This window comes from Streptomyces sp. NPDC005435 (genome assembly GCF_040703155.1).
GTDB lineage: Bacteria > Actinomycetota > Actinomycetes > Streptomycetales > Streptomycetaceae > Streptomyces.
Genome location: NZ_JBEXEQ010000011.1, coordinates 146002 through 163733 on the forward strand (window position 1 = coordinate 146002; position 17732 = coordinate 163733).

15 protein-coding genes are annotated in these 17732 nt (G+C 70.4%); 10 read left to right on the plus strand and 5 right to left on the minus strand.

The window, feature by feature from the left end; genetic code table 11:
• Window positions 1-4: 4 nt before the first annotated feature.
• Together AB0898_RS16170 and AB0898_RS16175 are read right to left on the minus strand one after the other, a co-directional pair.
• On the minus strand, window positions 5-1186 hold the full coding sequence (locus AB0898_RS16170; RefSeq protein ID WP_366803564.1) for a 4-hydroxybenzoate 3-monooxygenase: 1182 nt from the start codon (window positions 1184-1186) through the stop codon (window positions 5-7).
• Between the two features lie 129 nt (window positions 1187-1315).
• Window positions 1316-2101 carry an AraC family transcriptional regulator gene (locus tag AB0898_RS16175; RefSeq protein WP_366803565.1) on the minus strand — a complete coding sequence of 262 codons (786 nt, stop codon included), beginning with the start codon at window positions 2099-2101 and terminating at the stop codon, window positions 1316-1318.
• Window positions 2102-2515: 414 nt separating this feature from the next.
• On the opposite strand from AB0898_RS16175, the gene AB0898_RS16180 reads away from it, so the two are divergent.
• The 4 genes from AB0898_RS16180 (at window position 2516) to AB0898_RS16195 (ending at window position 6016) form a co-directional block, all read left to right on the plus strand.
• Window positions 2516-3253 carry a CDP-diacylglycerol diphosphatase gene (locus AB0898_RS16180; RefSeq protein ID WP_366803566.1) on the plus strand — a complete coding sequence of 246 codons (738 nt, stop codon included), beginning with the start codon at window positions 2516-2518 and terminating at the stop codon, window positions 3251-3253.
• 182 nt (window positions 3254-3435) lie between these two features.
• Window positions 3436-3849 (plus strand): BatC protein, encoded by a 414-nt coding sequence (locus tag AB0898_RS16185; protein ID WP_366803567.1) that lies wholly within the window; start codon window positions 3436-3438, stop codon window positions 3847-3849.
• A gap of 110 nt (window positions 3850-3959) precedes the next feature.
• The gene (locus AB0898_RS16190) at window positions 3960-5111 is read left to right on the plus strand and encodes a JmjC domain-containing protein (protein ID WP_366803671.1); all 1152 of its coding nucleotides are present in this window, start codon (window positions 3960-3962) and stop codon (window positions 5109-5111) included.
• Window positions 5112-5119: 8 nt separating this feature from the next.
• Window positions 5120-6016, plus strand: coding sequence for a sucrase ferredoxin (locus tag AB0898_RS16195; protein WP_366803568.1), 897 nt, complete (start codon window positions 5120-5122; stop codon window positions 6014-6016).
• Window positions 6017-6031: 15 nt separating this feature from the next.
• Here the strand turns inward: AB0898_RS16195 and AB0898_RS16200 are convergent, their stop codons facing one another.
• Window positions 6032-8356, minus strand: a complete 2325-nt coding sequence (locus AB0898_RS16200; protein ID WP_366803569.1) for an FdhF/YdeP family oxidoreductase — start codon at window positions 8354-8356, stop codon at window positions 6032-6034.
• A gap of 111 nt (window positions 8357-8467) precedes the next feature.
• Window positions 8468-8986, minus strand: coding sequence for an SRPBCC family protein (locus AB0898_RS16205; protein ID WP_366803570.1), 519 nt, complete (start codon window positions 8984-8986; stop codon window positions 8468-8470).
• 341 nt (window positions 8987-9327) lie between these two features.
• Here AB0898_RS16205 and AB0898_RS16210 point away from each other — a divergent pair, with 341 nt between their 5' ends.
• Window positions 9328-10329 (plus strand): aminoglycoside phosphotransferase family protein, encoded by a 1002-nt coding sequence (locus AB0898_RS16210; protein ID WP_366803571.1) that lies wholly within the window; start codon window positions 9328-9330, stop codon window positions 10327-10329.
• Window positions 10330-10331: 2 nt separating this feature from the next.
• Window positions 10332-10736 carry a hypothetical protein gene (locus AB0898_RS16215; RefSeq protein WP_366803572.1) on the plus strand — a complete coding sequence of 135 codons (405 nt, stop codon included), beginning with the start codon at window positions 10332-10334 and terminating at the stop codon, window positions 10734-10736.
• Window positions 10737-10754: 18 nt separating this feature from the next.
• Here the strand turns inward: AB0898_RS16215 and AB0898_RS16220 are convergent, their stop codons facing one another.
• Entirely contained in the window at window positions 10755-11396 is a 642-nt protein-coding gene (locus AB0898_RS16220; RefSeq protein WP_407078350.1) for a TetR/AcrR family transcriptional regulator, read from the minus strand.
• Window positions 11397-11460: 64 nt separating this feature from the next.
• Here AB0898_RS16220 and AB0898_RS16225 point away from each other — a divergent pair, with 64 nt between their 5' ends.
• The 4 genes from AB0898_RS16225 to AB0898_RS16240 all read left to right on the plus strand — a co-directional run bounded on the left by AB0898_RS16225 (window position 11461) and on the right by AB0898_RS16240 (window position 17561).
• Window positions 11461-12006, plus strand: coding sequence for a DUF6232 family protein (locus tag AB0898_RS16225; protein ID WP_366803573.1), 546 nt, complete (start codon window positions 11461-11463; stop codon window positions 12004-12006).
• Complete coding sequence (locus tag AB0898_RS16230) at window positions 12003-12365, plus strand: hypothetical protein (protein WP_366803574.1); 363 nt, start codon at window positions 12003-12005, stop codon at window positions 12363-12365. The genes AB0898_RS16225 and AB0898_RS16230 overlap by 4 nt, the downstream gene beginning before the upstream one ends.
• Window positions 12366-12510: 145 nt before the next feature.
• On the plus strand, window positions 12511-17190 hold the full coding sequence (locus AB0898_RS16235) for a CHAT domain-containing protein (protein ID WP_366803575.1): 4680 nt from the start codon (window positions 12511-12513) through the stop codon (window positions 17188-17190).
• Complete coding sequence (locus AB0898_RS16240) at window positions 17187-17561, plus strand: hypothetical protein (RefSeq protein ID WP_366803576.1); 375 nt, start codon at window positions 17187-17189, stop codon at window positions 17559-17561. The genes AB0898_RS16235 and AB0898_RS16240 overlap by 4 nt, the downstream gene beginning before the upstream one ends.
• The last annotated feature ends 171 nt before the right edge of the window (window positions 17562-17732 follow it).

Here is a 17732-nt window from a genome sequence, read left to right on the forward strand (position 1 = left end):
CCGCCTAGTTGGTCCCGGCCGTGAGTTCCCCGAACAGCCTGCTCGCCGCCTCGGAGGTGAACTGGCGCCGGAGTTCGGCCCGGGCGACCTGCTTGCGGAACTCTCCCTCGTGGGTGGTGTCACCGGCGTTGTGCATGACGTCGGTGACCCAGGTCGCGAAGGCCTGGTAGTTCCAGATGTGGGGCAGACAGGTGTCCGAGTAGCCGTCGAGCAGGCTCGAATCGCCGTGCTCCGCCCGGCGGATGACGGCACGGGCGAAGATCTCGGCGTCGTGGAGGGCGAGATGGATGCCCTTCGCGCTCATCGGGGGAACGATGTGGGCGGCGTCGCCGAGGAGGTACAGCCTGCCGTGGCTCATCGGCTCGAAGACCACGCTGCGCAGCGGGACGATCTGCTTGGAGACGATCTCGCCGCTCGGCACCGCGATGCCGAACCGGGCCTCCAGTTCGCTCCAGACCCGCTGGTCCGGCCACTGCTCGGGGGTGTCGTCCACGGCGCACTGAAGGTAGACACGGCTGGCCCGCGCACCGCGCGGAATCATCCCGGCGAGGCCGCGCTCGTGGATCGCCATGCCGGACGGGTTCGCCGGGACGGCGGCCAGGACGCTGAGCCAGGAGTAGCCGTACTGGTGGGAGTACTCGGTGAGGGCGCCGGCCGGGACGGAACGCCGGCTGACGCCGTGGAAACCGTCGCAGCCCGCGATGTAGTCGCAGTCGAGGACCCTCCACGTGCCGTCGGCATCGCGGTAACGGACCTGCGGACGCCCGCCGTTGACACCCTCCAGGTTCTCCAGCGCCACATCGGCGGCCTCGTACCGCAGATCGCCGCCGTCGCGCAGGAAGACGTCGGTGAGGTTGCGCACGAGGACCTGCTGCGGGCAGTACAGGCTCTCGTTGTCGTCGTCCACCTCGATCGGCATCGCCTCCCCGTCGATGAAGAAGGCGCCCTCGCTCTCGGGGACGGAGTCGCCCTCCAGCACCTCTTCGAGCCCCCACTCACGGAACATGCGCACCCCGAAACCGTCGATGGTTCCGGCCCGTTGGCGCTGCTCGACGTAGGCACGGCTGTGCTTCTCCAGTACGACGCAGCCGACGCCGTTGCGCAGCAGGAAGTTGCCGAGCGCCAGGCCGGCGACGCCGGCTCCGACGATGACGACGGTGGTGGTCTGTTCGTGTGTCGCGGTCATGTGTGTACGAGCCTCCGTGCTCAGAGCGGTCGATCCGCCACCACTCTGGAGCCCGCCCTCGACCGTCAACCACCGGTGAAGGGACAGCGGATACCGAAAACCCGCCAACTCTCGCAGGAGGGCCAGGGGCTACTTCGTACCGCCGCGAAGATCCGCCTGATAGCGCCCCGGCGTCTGCCCCACCACCTCGGTGAACGCGTCGATGAAGCTGGACGGGTTGGACCATCCGCACACCATCGCCGTGTCGGTGACCGAGAGGCCGTTGGTAAGGTGGGCCAGGGCGTGGTGGATGCGCAGGGTCGTGCGCCAGCGGTGGAAGCTCATCCCCAGTTCGGCGTGGAAGAGGCGGCTCAGGGTGCGCTCACTGGCCCCCGCCCTGCGGCCCAGCTCGGCGAGGGTGGCGGTCCGGGCGGGGTCGGCGTGCAGGAGGTCGGTGACGGCGCGGAGCCGGTCGTCGCGGGGTTCGGGCAGGTGCAGTGACTGTTCGGGGGTGTCGGACAGCTCGTCCACGACGACGGCGAGCAGCCGGGCGTGGGCGCCGGGGCGGCTCTCGGGCCGGTCGCCGGTCAGCGTCAGGACCGCCTCGCGCAGCAGCGGGCTGACCGCGAACACGCTGGGCTGGTCGACGAGTTCGCCGCACAGTCCGAGGGGGACGGTGAGCAGGCGTACGTCGGTGCGGCCGTAGAAGCGGTGGGAGTGGGCGAATCCCGGTGGCGTCCAGGTCACGCGGTGGGCCGGGGCGACCCAGGTGCCGCGCTCGGTCGTGGTGGCCAGCGTGCCGGCGGCGGCGTAGACGAGCTGCCCGTGCTCGTGCGCGTGCGGGCCGAGGTGGAAGCCGTGCGGCAGCCAGCCGGCGCCTTGCGCGGGCACCCGCACCGGCTCGGAGGGCTCCAGGGGCTGGCGGTTCTTCGGCATCGGACGGCACTTTACCGGCGACCGGAGATGCGCGATTCCCCACCGCACGGTCCACGGAATACAACAAATGGAATACCGCTCAATGGCGCAACACGTGACACCAACCCGTTCAGCCGATGGGAAATCCCTTTCTCCATCCCTACCCTGTGAGCGGATCGGCGACAAAAAGAAAGCCGGGACGGAAATCCCCTCTCTCGCTCCAGGAGTTCACGCGTGAATGACCACATGAATGACCAGAGGAATGCGGACGAAGTACCCCGGCGGAAATTCGTCGCCCTCTCCGGTGCCGTCGGCGCCACCGCGCTCCTGACCGGCGCGGCGGCGACGGTGAGCACGCCCGCGGCGGCGGGACCGGCACCCGGCGGCGGCCCCTCGCCCCACCCGTCGTGCTCCACGGCCCCTCCCGGAGGGCCCGTGGCCTGCCCGCCTGCCTCGCTCCAGGGCATCTGCGGCAGCCCCACCGACGACGACCCGCTGTGGCACGACGTCCAGTACTGCACGCAGGGGATCGTCCCTCCGCCGCCGCAGCCCAGGCCCGACTGCCTGGCGATGACCCCGCATTACATCATTCTGCACGGCGCGCCCCGGAACACGCACAACTATCTCACGCTGCCCACCTGCCGGATCACCGGTATCGAATGCCCGTTTATCCACACCGACGCGGCGCCGAACTACTGGCACGAGGCATGGGAGAACGCGCGAAGCGGCGGAAACGTCCCCGTGCAGGCCCCGTATATCGGGCTCGGAATCAACTCCCAGGGCGCCCGCCGCCTCCAGCAGCTGCACATTCACATGGCCGCCGTCCGGGAAAGCACCCAGCGGCGGCTGCAGCAGCTCGAAACGGACGGCCGCATGGCCACCCAGCCCTCCGCCTGGGCCGACCCGGCCAACCAGTCCCCCGTCTCGGGCCCCGCCGGCAGCGGCGACCGCGTGTACCGCATCCTCCGCCTCCCCAACCTCCGCGACAACCTCTTCACCCTCCTCTACCGGAACGTGGTACGCCCGAACTCCCTGAACATGGCGGACCAGACCCTGATCGTGGTCCCCAAGATGACCACCTCCGGCTTCGCGGGCTCCTTCTACATCCTCAACAGCGACACGTCGATCCACGACGGCACGAGCACATGCGACTACCTGCTCGTCTACAGCTGACGCAGCTGCGGCCGGCGCAGCCGCCGGTCTCCGGCCCGGGCCCGGATGCCACCGGATGCAGGCCGCCCGTTTCTGGGTGACCGTGGTCGGAGTGCCGTCGTCGTACCGCCGGAGGGCCATGTGTGGTGCCGTCGGGCGGGTGGCGGGGCACACCATGTCGATGCCGAGGAGGAACTGTGGCCATGTCCAAGGATCCGAACGAGCACGAAGGCCCTGCGGACGGCGGCGCGGCGGGTGAGCCGGGCGTGCACGACGGGGGCGCGGACGGCAGCGCCGAAGGTCCCGCCGACGGCGGCGCGGCGGGCGAGCCCGGCGTGCACGACGGCGGAGCGGACGGCAGCGCGGACAGCGGGGCCGAGGGGCCGGCGGACGGTGGCGCGGCCGGGGTACCGGGCGTGCACGACGGCGGTGCCGATGGCGGGGCCGAGGGCCCGGCGGACGGCGGTGCGGCCGGTGAGCCCGGTGTCCACGACGGTGGCGCCGACGGCAGCGCGGACAGCGGAGCCGAGGGGCCCGCCGACGGTGGCGCCGCGGGTGAGCCCGGCGTGCACGACGGCGGTGCCGACGGCAGCGCGGACGGCGGCGCCGGCTCTTGACCGACTCACGGACCGGCTCCCGAACCGGATCTCGACCCGGCACACGGACCGGCTCACGGACCGGCTCACAGACCGGCTCACGGAATCCCGGCACCCCCACGGGCGCCGGGATTCTGGAGCGCCGGCTGACCGGCCTCGGCTTCGAGGACTTCGCGCGGGACGTGTGGTCGCGGACCGCGCTGCTCACGCGGGGCGCGAGCGACTTCTCGGACGTGTTCGACGCCGGTGCCGTGGACGAGCTCGTCGCGCGCCGGGGGCTGCGCACGCCCTTTTTCCGGGTCGCCAAGGACGGCGCCGTGGTGCCCGAGTCGTCCTTCACCTCGCCCGGCGGCGTGGGTGCCACGATCGCCGACCAGCTCGACGACACGGCGCTGTGGCGGCTGTTCGCGGACGGCGCCACGCTCGTCCTCCAGGCACTGCACCGCACATGGGAGCCGGTCGGCGGCCTGTGCGCCGCGCTGAGCGCGGAGCTGGGCCACCCGGTGCAGGCCAACGCCTACGTCACTCCCCCGCAGAACCAGGGCTTCGACGATCACTACGACGTCCACGACGTCTTCGTCCTCCAGATCCAGGGCAGCAAGCGCTGGCTCGTCCACGAGCCCGTCCACCCGGACCCGCTGCGCGAGCAGCCCTGGACCGAGCACCGGGCGGCCGTGGCCGAGGCCGCGAAGGGGCCCGCGTACATCGACACCGTGCTCGAACCGGGGGACGTGCTCTACCTCCCGCGCGGCTGGCTGCACGCCGCCCGGGCGAAGGGCGAGGTGTCGATCCACCTGACGCTCGGCGTCCACGTGTGGACGCGCCACGCGCTGGCCGAGCAGCTCGCCGAGGCCGCGCTGACGGCGTTGCGCGAGGACCCCGGGATGCGCGCCTCGCTGCCGCTCGGCCCCCATGGGACGGCGGAGGCGATCGACGAAGTCCGCGAGCACCTCGCGGCCGCCGTCGCCGGGGCCGACTCCGCGCCCCTGTTCCACCGCGGCCGCCGGGCCCAGGGGCGCCCGGCCCCGCTCGGGCCGCTGTCCCAGCTCGCCGCCGTGGACGGCCTCGCCCCCGGCTCACCGCTGCGGCTGCGCGAGGCGCTGGAAGCCCGGCTGGAGGGGGCACGTCTGATGACACGGGTCGGCTGGCTCGACTTCCCGGAGACCGACCTGCCCGCGGTGACCCGCCTGCTCGACGGCGAGGTCCACGCGGCCGGTGAACTCGGCCTCGCGCTCGCCGGGAGGCTGCTGCGAGCGGGCGTACTGGTGCCCGCCGGACAGTAGCCGCTCCGGTGACCACCACAGACCGCTTCTTCTGCGCGGACGCCGCCCGGATACGCGGCGACTCGCTCGCGGGCACGGCCCCGCGCGGTGCCGTGTGGGTGCTGATCGAGTACCGCGGCGGCTGGCCCTCCAACGGCTTCGACGGCCTCGGTCTCGCCCCGGAGGTCAAGGCCCTCGTCTGGTCCGCCGCCCACGCCGTCCGCGCCCGCATCCTCCTGATCAGGCGCACCGCCCGGCCCCGGCCCGCCGGTCCCGGCCGGTGGGCGGTCCTGCACTACGAGCGCTCCGGCGCGTACCGCCAGCGCTGGGGCACGTGGACGAGCGACGAGGACCTGGTGGAGATCGCCGACGCCCTCCAGTCCCCCGGCGGGCTCGGCCAGCCGCCCGTCGTCCTGGTCTGCGTCCACGGCCGGCACGACATCTGCTGCGCCGTACGCGGCCGGCCCGTGGCGCGGGTGCTCGGCGAGCGCTGGCCGAACCTGGTGTGGGAGTGCACGCACGTCGGCGGTGACCGGTTCGCCGCCAACGTCGTCGTCCTGCCCGACGGCGTGTACTACGGCCGCCTCGACGCCGCATCCGCCGTCGGGGTGATCGAGGAGCACTTGGCGGGGCGCATCCAGGCGGAGCATCTGAGGGGTTACACCGACCTCGCTCCCGTGCAGCAGGTCGCGGTGGCGGCCCTCCTCGAACGCTTCGGCCCGGCCGCCCGGCACGCCTACACCGTCACCGACACGGTCCGCGACGGCGACGACTGGCGCGTCCGCGTCGAACTCCACGCGCCGCGCCCCACGGCCTTCGACGTCACCCTGCGCGCCCGGCGCACGGGGCCGTACCGGCTGACGTGCAGCGGGCCGGTACCGAGTCCCGCGGTCGTCTACGCGGTGACATCGGTCCGGCCCGTCTGACCCGGCCTGCGTGCCTCAGTCGCGGAACTCGGTGGGCTTGGTGCCGGGAGGCGCGGTGCCCGGTTCGAGCCGGACCACGATCCCCTTGGACGTGGGCTGCCTGCTGATGTCGGCGATGCTGTTCAGCGGCACCAGCGGCTGCACCTCGGGGTAGTAGGCCGCCGCGCACCCCTTGGTGGTGGGGTACGGGATGACCTCGTAGCCGTCGACCCGGCGCTCCACGCCGTCGTCCCAGACGCCGATGATGTTCACGAACTCACCCCTGGACAGGCCGAGTTCTGCCATATCGTCCGGGTTGATCATGATGATGTTCCGGCGCCCGTGGATGCCGCGGTAGCGGTCGTTGTCGGTGTACGGGATGGTGTTCCACTGGTCGTGCGAGCGCATGCTCTGGAGCACCAGATGGCCGGGCGGCGCCGTGGACATGTCCCAGTCGTTGCAGGTGAACATGGCCTTGCCGCTGGCGGTGGCGTAGACGCCCTCGTTGACCGGGTTCGGCAGCTTGATGCCGCCGGGGCGGGCGACGCGCCGGTTGAAGTCGTAGAAGCCCGGGATGATCTGGGCCACCCGGTCGCGGATGTTGCCGTAGTCCGACTCGAAGTCCCGCCAGGGGATGGTGGACTTGCCGTCGAAGTAGCGGTCGGCGAGCCGGCACAGGATGGCGACCTCGCTGAGCAGCAGCCGGGAGGCGGGGCGGAGCTTGCCGAAGGAGGTGTGCACCTCGCTGGAGGTGTTCTCCACGGTGACGAACTGCACGCCGCTCGCCTGGATGTCGATCTCGGTGCGGCCCAGGCAGGGCAGGATCAGCGCGGTGTCGCCGGTGACGGTGTGCGCCTTGCTGAGCTTGGTGGAGATCTGCGCGGTGAGGCGGCACTTGCGCATCGCGTCGTCGGTGACGTGGGTGTCGGGGGCGGCACGGACGAAGTTGCCCGCGAGCGACAGGAACACCTTGACCTTGCCCTCGCCCATGGCCTGGATGGCCTTGACGGAGTCCATGCCGTGGTGGCGGGGCGGATCGAAGCCGAACTCGGCCTTGAGGGCGTCCAGGAACTCGTCGGGCATCTGCTCCCACACGCCCATGGTGCGGTCGCCCTGGACGTTGCTGTGCCCGCGCACCGGGCTCGCGCCGCAGCCGACCCGGCCCAGATTGCCGCGCAGCATCAGGAAGTTGACGATCTCCCGGACGGTCGGCACGCCGTGCCGCTGCTGGGTGACGCCCATGGCCCAGCACACGATGACGCGCTTGGCGCGCAGGACGTAGTCCCGTACCTCCTCGATCTGCTCCTTGGTGAGCTGGGTGGCGGTGAGGATGTCGTCCCACGAGACGGTGCGGGCGTGCCGGCTGAACTCCTCGAAGCCGGAGGTGTGGTCGTTGATGAAGTCGTGGTCGAGCACGGTGCCGGGGGCCGCGTCCTCGGCCTCCAGGAGCAGCCGGTTGATGCCCTGGAACAGGGCGAGGTCGCCGCCGCTGCGGATGTGCAGGAACAGGTCGGAGATCTTGACGCCGTCGCCGATGACGCCCCGGATCTGCTGCGGGTTCTTGAACCGCATCAGGCCCGCCTCGGGCAGCGTGTTCACCGAGATGATCTTGCCGCCGTTGTCCTTGGTCTTCTCCAGCGCGGACAGCTGGCGGGGGTGATTGGTCGCCGGGTTCTGGCCGACCAGGAAGACCAGGTCGGACTGGTAGAAGTCCTCGAGCGCGACCGTGCCCTTGCCGGTGCCCAGGGTCTCGTGCAGCCCGAAGCCGCTGGTCTCGTGGCACAGGTTGCTGCAGTCGGGCAGGTTGTTGGTGCCAAGGGCGCGGGCGAAGAGCTGCAGCAGGAAGGCCGACTCGTTGCTGGCCCGTCCCGAGGTGTAGAAGACGGCCTCGTCGGGGTGGTCGAGCGCCTTCAGCTCGTCGGCGACCAGGCCCAGCGCGTCGTGCCAGCTGATCGGCTCGTAGTAGTCGGAGCCGGGGCGCTTGACCATGGGCTCGGTGAGCCGGCCCTGCTGGTTCAGCCACAGGTCCGACTGCTCGTTCAGCCAGGACACCGGGTGCGCGCGGAAGAAGTCGCGGGTGATCCGGCGCGCGGTGGCCTCGTCGTTGATGTGCTTGGCGCCGTTCTCGCAGTACTCGTTCATGTGCCGGTGGCCCGGCGCGGGGTCGGACCAGGCGCAGCCGGGGCAGTCGATGCCGCCGACCTGGTTCATCGTCAGCAGGGTGGTGGCGGTGGTGCGCAGCGTCGTCTCGTCGAGGGAGTACTCCAGGGCGTGCGTCACCGCGGGCACGCCCGCGGCCCATTTCTTGGGCGGGGTGACGACCAGCGGCTCATCGGGTTCGTGCTTCGGCGCCTTCTTCATGGGAACTGCCTCTCGCTGTGTCCGGCGGAACGTGCGCGCCCCCCTTCTGACCGGCCCGTGGTCTCCGGTTCCGGCCGGCCCCTGATCCCCGGCCGGCCTGTCGCCCGGAGGTCAGCCCACGGGCCACTTGGGCACCCGGCTCCTGGGCGGGTTCGGCTCCGACGGGGTCACCCGGCCGTGGTGGATGGAGCCGCGCCAGGCACCGTTCGCGGCCCCCAGCCCCTCGATGACTTCCTTGAAGTTGTCGAGCGCCTCGCGGACGGCCTGACTCACCCGGTTGGCCGAGCCGGGCAGCCGGTCCAGCAGGCCGTGCGGCTCGATGTGCAGATGCACCTCGATCACCGCCCGGTCCGGTCCGGCCGCGCGGAAGTACACCTCGCCCCAGTGCCTGGGGTGCCGCTCCGCATCGCGCCAGGCGATCAGCGAGTCCGGCCGCTGCTCGACGATCTCGGCCATGAACTCCTGGGGAAACAGCCCGACCCGCACCTTCCAGCGCGTCATCGCGGGCCCCACCTGATCCACCCGCAGCACGGGTTTCATCATCCGGGGAAAGCTCTTGAACTGCGTCCATTGGTCGTACGCCGTACGCACCGGCACCTTGACCTCGACGGACTGTTCGATGGCACTCATGATCCACCCGCCTCCAGGCACGATTCCCTCAAGTCTTGCGGGGACGACGATCCGTCGCCACAGCGGCAAACCGCCGCTCAACCGGGCATCTGCGAGCCTTTCCGCCTCAAGGCATGGCATCCGCCACAAACGGCCACCGCCGACGGACAGGCGTCCCAGCCGGTCGGTGCGCCGCTCCGAAGCACCGGCCCTGCCGCGAGAGGCGCTACGGCCGGGCTCGCAGATGCGAGGCGGCGAGAATTCTCCCGACGCCCGCATACGGCTGGACCTACGGCTGGACCGCATACTGCCGACGGCCGCACCCGCCGGCCCGGCCGCCCCCGCCTCCCCCGGAGCCACCCGTGATCCACCGCCGAGACGTCGACTACATCACCGCCGAGGCGGAGACCGAACTCCTCTCCGCCCACGGTCTCGATCACAGCCGCCTGATCGCCACGGGCACCGAGGCCAAGGTGTACGGCCTCGGCCCCCGGCGAGTCCTCAAGGTGTACGCCGACCCGGACGGCACACAGCGAGCCCGCCTGGAGACACTGCGCGGCTTCTACGACCGCCTCGACCGCGGTGCCGTGCCCTACGCCCTGCCCCGCATCCACGCCGTCGAGCCGCACGGCCCCCTGCTCGCCGCTCTCGAAACCCGGCTGCCGGGAAGGCCCATGGGAGAGGCCTGCGACCTGACCGCGTCCCGGTCGAAGGACGTCTACCTGGACGCCGTCCACGCGCTCGGCGCGCTGTCCGCCCCGGCCGGGTCCGGCCACCGGATGCTCCTGACCGCCCCCGGCGAACCGTCCGCCCCCGACTGGCACCGCTTCCTCGACCGGCTGCTGACCGATAAACTCCCGTCCGTAGCCGACACGTTGGCCGAAGACATCCCCAACTTCCCCACCCTGGTGGACGATCTCCGCGCCGCCCTGGCCAACCCCTACGCGGGCCCCGAAGCCGTCATCCACGGCGACCTGTACCCGGACAACATCCTCATGCTCGACGGGACAACCGTCGGCGCCGTCATCGACTTCGGCACCTTCACCATGACCGGCGACCCGCTCTACGACATGGCCGGCGCCTGCGTCTCCTACCGGCAGTACGACCCCGACCGCCTCACGGTCTGGCGCGAACTGCTGGACCGGGCCGCCGAACGAACTTCCCGCCCACGCGCCCAACTGCTGCGCGCCTACGCCGAGATCATCGCCATCCTCACCTGCGACCTGTACGCGCGGGAGGGCGAGCCGATCCGGGCGAACGGTCACTATCAGTGGGCCGTGGCGGTTCTCCGCGACCTGAAGTGGCGGCCCGCCGGTCCGGCCCCGGGTCCCACCGACCGCCGTATCTCACCCGAAGGACCGTAGCGATGCACTCCGATCGGCAACTGCCCCGTACGGTAAAGGCCATTGACTCCGCCTCGCTGTCGCGGCTGGAGGAACGCGCACTTGCCCTCGGGCTGAGCCAGCGCCTGGACCCGGCGTGGGTACGGGCGAACGCGGCGCCCGACGGAGTCCACTACCTGTGGCCGGTCATGTGGCACAGCCTGTCCCACCGCCCGGAACTGCCGGACCACCTGCGGTGCATGCTGTTGATCGGTCTGCGTACGGGAGAACACGTACTGAGCCTGCTGGACGTACTTCCCGACGACTTCACCCCGCTGCCGAGGGTGACCACGCGCGGGGAGGCCATGCGGGTCGGCCAACTGCACGACCGTGCTCTTTCGGTCAGGGAATGGCAGTTGAGAGAGGAGGAGGGGGCGGACCTGTCGTGAGGTGCGGGGCCGTACTCCTCATCCCTGCCCGGGGCCTCGTAGCAGACCGAGCCCGGCGAGGAGGTCGTCCAGCATGTGGTCGAACAGCGCGATGAAGTCGTCGAAGGCGGTGGCCATGTGGCCGTACACCGCCATGCATGTCAGACCGTAGATCTGCCGCCAGCATGTGATCATCGTGAGCACCACGCCGAGCGGAAAGTCCTCCGCCGCTCCCATGAGCTGCCGGTACGCGGTGAGGTTCCGCGCGAGCGAGGGGTCGAGCCGGTCGTCCTCCGGATACTCAAGTCCCGTCCGGTTCAGCAGTTCCGTGAAGAGTGAGACGTAGAGCCGGCCCAACTCCCGTACGAAGACCGGTTCGAACGCCTCCACGAAGGAGGCCGGCCGGGCGTAGCCGGCCCCCATCAGCAGGTCGAACTCGGCCGGGTGCGCGATCGACCAGTCGAAGAACGCCCGCGTGGCGGCGTACAGACAGGCGCCGAGATCCTCACGGCCCGCGCGGTCCACGGCGCCGGAGACGACCGCGACGCGTTCCGCCGTCACGTCCTCGCAGACGGCGAGCGCGAGCCCCTTCCGGCCGTCGAAGTAGCGGTAGAGGGCAGGCGGGGTGACGCCCACGGCGCGGGCCACGGCCGACAGACTCAGCCCCTCCACGCCGTTCACGGCGGTCTGCCTCCGCGCCTCCTCCGTGCCGCACCAGCCCCCTTCACCGCCTCCCCTGGCACCGATGGCCGGGGCCCGGCTGGAACTGCGGGTGAGCAAACGGCTGTTGTGGATCGGCACGGCGGCCTATCCGCTGCACAACATCACCCGCGTCCGCACCTCGATGCCGCAACCCCGGCGACGGGAGGCGGTGACGCGGTGGCTCACGTACACGGCGGGGACCGCGGTCGTCGCCTTCCTCAGCACCCTCCCCGCGCTGCCCTTCCTGATCGGCACCGGAGGACAGACGGGTCTCGGCTACCTCGGGTTCGTGTGGCTCATCGCCTTCTCCGCCGCGGTGTACTTCTTCATCGAGGCGATGCGGATCTGGACCGCGCCGCCCCAGTACGTCCTGGCCGTCCAGACCAACAGCGCCTCCGCCGCGGTCGTCACCAGCCCGAACCCGCGGTACCCGGACCAGCTCGTCGGCCAGATCTCCTACGCCATCGAGCACCCCGAGACGGAGTTCCAGGTCGTGGAGGAACGGCTGACGGTCTCACCGGCCAGCTATCACTTCGGCGACAACGTGAACATGTACGGCGGGATCGGAAACGTGGGGATCGCGACATGAGCGGGAACAGCTACCACTACGGCGACAGCGTCACCATCCACGGCGGCCAGGGCCACCAGGGCATCGTCAAGACCCGGATCGGCACCGACGCATCCGGGCGACTCGACCCCGCCGTCATCGCGGCCCTCGCCGAACTACACGCCCAGATCCTGGAGTTGCGCGCCCAGCCGCAGATCCTCCGGAGCAGCGCGGCCCTCCTGGACGAGGCGCTGCCCGCCGTCAGCCACACCACCCCCGTCCCGCCACAGGAGCGGCACCGGGCACTGATGGCCATCGCCGGGGTCGCCGCGACGGTGGGCGCGGTGGGGCAACCGGTCGCGCAGGCCGTGCGGGCTGTGATCGGGATGCCGGGCGGCTGAAGGGTACGGCCGTCGAGGATCAGACGGCGGCTCTCCTCCGAGTCCTCCTCCGCGCTCCTTTCTGCGTGCAGTTCAGTGTCGGGAGTGCCGCGCGGTCCGGTGGAAGAACCTGGAGTGGCGGCGCTCAGCAACGGTAGGATGACGCATGGTCACCGGGCTGGTCGTGGACGACAACGGGTTTGAGCTGGTCGTTGATGGCCGGCGGGTCGGACCCCGTAGGACGCTGCGGACTCCCGACGTCGACCTGCTCAACTCCGTCGCCGGCCAGTACGTGGACGCCGTGCGCAACGGCTCCAGGGATCAGGCGCTGCTCGCGGTGGGACGCGCGTTGTACCGGTGGCTCGACGGCGACCTCGGCCAGTTGACGCGCCTGCTCGACGAGGCGCCGACGCCGCTGGTGTTCGAGGTCCGGGCGCCGGCGAGACCGTCCGTGGCGGCGTGGGCGCTGCTGCGGGCACCGTACGAGCTGCTGGCCGCCCCCGAGGGCGGATTCCTCGCCGCGGCATCGAAGTCGTTCGCCGCGGCGCGTCGGCTCGGTGCCCCGAGCCCGGCGCAGGACGTGGACGGGTACCGGCTCGGGGTGGCGTTCATGGCCTCGGCACCCCGGGACCAGCACGAGCTGGACTTCGAGGCCGAGGAGACGGCCATCCTCAACGCCGTCGGGGAGACGAGTCTCGATCTCGTGGTCGAGGACTCCGGCAACCCGGAGCATCTCGGCCTGCGGCTGTCCGAGATCGGCGGGATGCCGGTGGTTCATCTGTCGTGTCACGGGCTGCACAACTGGCGCCCGGGTCCTGACGGGCCCGCCACCCCGGTCCTGCTGATGGAGGACGATCTCGGGAACGGGCGTCCGACGACCGCCGAGGCGCTGGTGGGCCTGTTGACCCCCCGGCCGCGGCTCGCCTTCGTGTCGGCCTGCCTGACCGCCACCGGCGCCGATGTGACCGGACATGTTCCGGCCGGAGCCGGCCGCCGAGGCGGTCCGACGGCCGATCCCGGCGTGTCGGTGGCGCACTCGATGGCCACCGGGCTGGTGTCCGCCGGGATTCCCGCCGTCATCGGCTGGGACGGCTCGGTCAGCGACCAGGCCGCAACTCTTTTCGCCGAGCACCTGTACCGGCTGCTCAGCCGCCGTGTCGACGTGGCCGAGGCCGTCGCGGGCGCCCGCAGCCAACTGCTGGCGTGTTCCGATGAGTACGTGCGCGCCGACTGGCATCTGGCGCGGCTGTGGCTGGGGCCGACCGGTGGCGGCCGGCTGGTCGCGGGCAACCGCAAACGGCAGATGGTTCCCCCGCATCATGTCACCAAGACGTTCCTGGACCGCAAGCATCAACTGCCGGTCGCGGCGGCGGAGATGTTCGTGGGCCGCCGCCCGGAGATGCAGCACGCGCTGCGGGCCCTGCGCGGCGGGCAGAAGGCCGGGGTCCTGCTCCGCGGGCAGGGCCGGCTGGGCAAGTCGAGCCTGGCCGCCCGGATCGCCGACCGTCACCCCAACCGGTCCGTCGCGGTCGTCTTCGGCGACTACACCCCGGCGGCGATCCTCGACGCGATCGCCGACGCCGTCGCCGCCAACCCGGACGCCCGCACCCTCGTCGAAGACAGGCGCGCCGAGGTCCGCCAGCACCCGGAGCGCCTCAAACCGCTGCTGATCGACCTGCTGGCCGGACCATGCGCCCAGGAACTCGACGCCGTTCGCAAGCCCCTCCTCCTGATCATCGACGATCTCGAACAGATCCTGATTCCCGCCCCCGAGGGCCCGCACCGGGTCGACCCCGAGTACGCCACCGTGCTCGCCGACGTGCTCTCCGCGTTCGAGCCGGCCCTCACCGACAGCCGAATACTGGTCACCAGCCGCTACACCTTCACTCTCGGCGGCCTGGAAACCCGCCTGGAACCGGTCCAGTTGCGGCCCCTGTCCTCGGCGGCCCGGCGCAAACTCCAGCGCCGTCAGCAGGACCTCGCCCCGCCCGAGTACCTGACCCAGCGCGCCGATCTGGCCCGGCGGGCCCTGGACGTCAGCCGCGGCAACCCCGGGCTGCAGGACCTCATCGGGCTGCGCCTGGTCTACGGCAGCGAGGTCGACCAGGAACACGCCGAGGCCGCCGTCGCCGGCATGGAGGCCTACCTTCAACAGGGTGACCTCCCGGCCGACAACTCCGACATCCGCGCGTTCCTGGAGAACCTGGCCCTCGACACCCTCCTCGACCAGGCCGGACCCACCCACCGCGACCTGCTCCGCGCCTGCACCCTGTTCACCGTCCCGGTACCGGTACCCGTCATCGACGTACTCGCCGCCGCCGTCGGCGGCTCGGCCTCCCGCCTGTGCGGCCTCGGACTCCTCGACACCTTCCCCGACCAGCACCGCCCCGACGTCCCGGCCCTGGCCGTCAACGCCCTTGCGGCCGGCCGCCTGACGCCCCTCACTGCCGACGAGCGGGCCGCCCTCGCCGGCGTGGTGGCCGAGCCCCTGTACGCCCAGTGGGGCGGTGCGACACCTCAACCCGCCCGCGCCGGCGACCTGGACCTGCAACTGACCCAACTCGCCCTGGCCGCCGACAATCCGAGCATCGCCGCCGACTGCGCCGCTGCGGCTGTGTCCGCCCTGCGGCAAGGCCCGGCCTCCATCGCCGCCGAGCTCGGCCACCAAGCGATCGCGCTCCTCGACCGCCACAACCACGAGATTTCCATCGCCCTGCTACGAGCCGTCGCCGACGCGACCGTCACCAGCGGCGACGGCGACCAGGCCGATGCACTACTCCACCGTGCCGTCGAGCAGACCCTGTCCAGCGACCGGCAGACCGACCCTGCAGACCGTGCCGCAGTCCTCTACGACCACGCCAACCGCCTGATCACCCGTGGCGAGGTCGACCGGGCCGAGAACCTGCTTCATCAGGCCCGCGAACTGTTCACCGACGCCGGTGACACCCGCTCGATCGCGGTCACCTGGGGCCAGATCGCCGACATCTACCTGCAACGGGGCGACGTCGACGAGGCATTGCGGATCCGCCGCGAGGTCGAACTGCCGGTGTACGAGCGGATCAATGACACCCGCTCGGCCGCGGTCACCTGGGGCCAGATCGCCGACATCCTCGAACAGCGGGGCGAGGTCGACGAGGCATTGCGGATCCGCCGCAAGGTCACCTTGCCGGTGTACGAACGGATCGGTGACACCCGCGAAGCTGCGATCACCTGGGGAAAGATCGCCGACATCCTCGAACAGCGGGGCGAGGTCGACGAGGCATTGCGGATCCGCCGCGAGGTGGAACTGCCGGTGTACGAACGGATCGGTGACACCCGCTCGATCGCGGTCACCTGGGGCCAGATCGCCGACATCTACCTGCAACGGGGCGAGGTCGACGAGGCATTGCGGATCCGCCGCAAGGTCACCTTGCCGGTGTACGAACGGATCAATGACACCCGCTCGATCGCGGTCACCTGGGGAAAGATCGCCGACATCCTCGAACAGCGGGGCGAGGTCGACGAGGCATTGCGGATCCGCCGCGAGGTCGAACTGCCGGTGTACGAACGGATCAATGACACCCGCTCGATCGCGGTCACCTGGGGCCAGATCGCCGACATCTACCTGCAACGGGGCGAGGTCGACGAGGCATTGCGGATCCGCCGCAAGGTCACCTTGCCGGTGTACGAACGGATCAATGACACCCGCTCGATCGCGGTCACCTGGGGAAAGATCGCCGACATCCTCGAACAGCGGGGCGACGTCGACGAGGCATTGCGGATCCGCCGCGAGGTCGAACTGCCGGTGTACGAACGGATCGGTGACACCCGCTCGATCGCGGTCACCTGGGGCCAGATCGCCGACATCTACCTGCAACGGGGCGAGGTCGACGAGGCATTGCGGATCCGCCGCGAGGTCGAACTGCCGGTGTACGAGCGGATCAATGACACCCGCTCGGCCGCGGTCACCTGGGGAAAGATCGCCGACATCCTCGAACAGCGGGGCGACGTCGACGAGGCATTGCGGATCCGCCGCAAGGTCACCTTGCCGGTGTACGAACGGATCAATGACACCCGCTCGATCGCGGTCACGTGGGGAAAGATCGCCGACATCCTCGAACAGCGGGGCGAGGTCGACGAGGCATTGCGGATCCGCCGCAAGGTCACCTTGCCGGTGTACGAACGGATCGGTGACACCCGCGAAGCTGCGATCACCTGGGGAAAGATCGCCGACATCCTCGAACAGCGGGGCGACGTCGACGAGGCATTGCGGATCCGCCGCGAGGTCGAACTGCCGGTGTACGAGCGGATCAATGACACCCGCTCGATCGCGGTCACCTGGGGAAAGATCGCCGACATCCATCAGCAGCGGGGCAACGTCGACGAGGCATTGCGGATCCGCCATGAGATCGCCCTGCCGGTGTACGAACGGATCGGTGACACCCGCTCGATCGCGGTCACCTGGGGAAAGATCGCCGACATCCATCAGCAGCGGGGCAACGTCGACGAGGCTCTCGAACTGCACCTCAAGCGTTTGGAGGTCCATGAGCGACTCAGTGATATGGAGGGCATCGCGGCAGCCAACTGGGACCTTGCGCAAATCGATCTGAGTCGCCAGGATCTCAGCGCGGCGACACCGCGGCTGGTCACCTCGTTTGGGCTCCTTCTGAAGCTTCAACGGCCGGACGGCATTACGGTCGTCGGGGCTACCTTGGGGCAACTTCTGCTGGCCGGGGGCGAACGCGGCCAGGCCCGACAGGTGTTTCAGGCAAGTCGATCCGCTGCCGACAAGATCGGTGCCGCAGACATTGTTGACCGGCTCGATGAGCTACTCAAAGCCACTGACGACGAAAACGAGGAATCATGATCATCGAACTTGTCGGAGCGAACGTCGAAGCCGCCGAGAAGAGCGTCGCCGAGTTGACCTCGGCCTGGGGCTACCAACTCGAACCGGCTCCGACAGCGGAGCCGACGAACGACCCGGGCACCAAGGGCGTCGATCCCATCGCGGTGACATCCTTGGTGCTGTCCATCCCATCGGCCATGCTCGCGGTCGCGGACATCACCGACCGTATCCTCAAACGGCGCCGCGCCGGCGAGCTCATCGAGCGCGCCCGACAACTCGACGCTCAGCAGACGTCGACACGGCTCGTACTCGAAAACCGCTCCGTCGATCTCACCACTCTCACCCCCGACCAGCTTCTGGACCTCATCGCCGACGAGCCTCCGGCGAGCTGAGTCGACTTGAGGGCGGATACATCCCCCTAATCTCACTCAACCGCCGCCACGACCTCGTGAAAGAACCGGATCAGTGCACAGCCAGACGTTCTGTTCCACGGCCGAACGCAGAAGGTCGGCGGCCCCTGGCTCGTTCGCAAGACGGTCTCGCGCCCCCGAAGAAACGCCGTC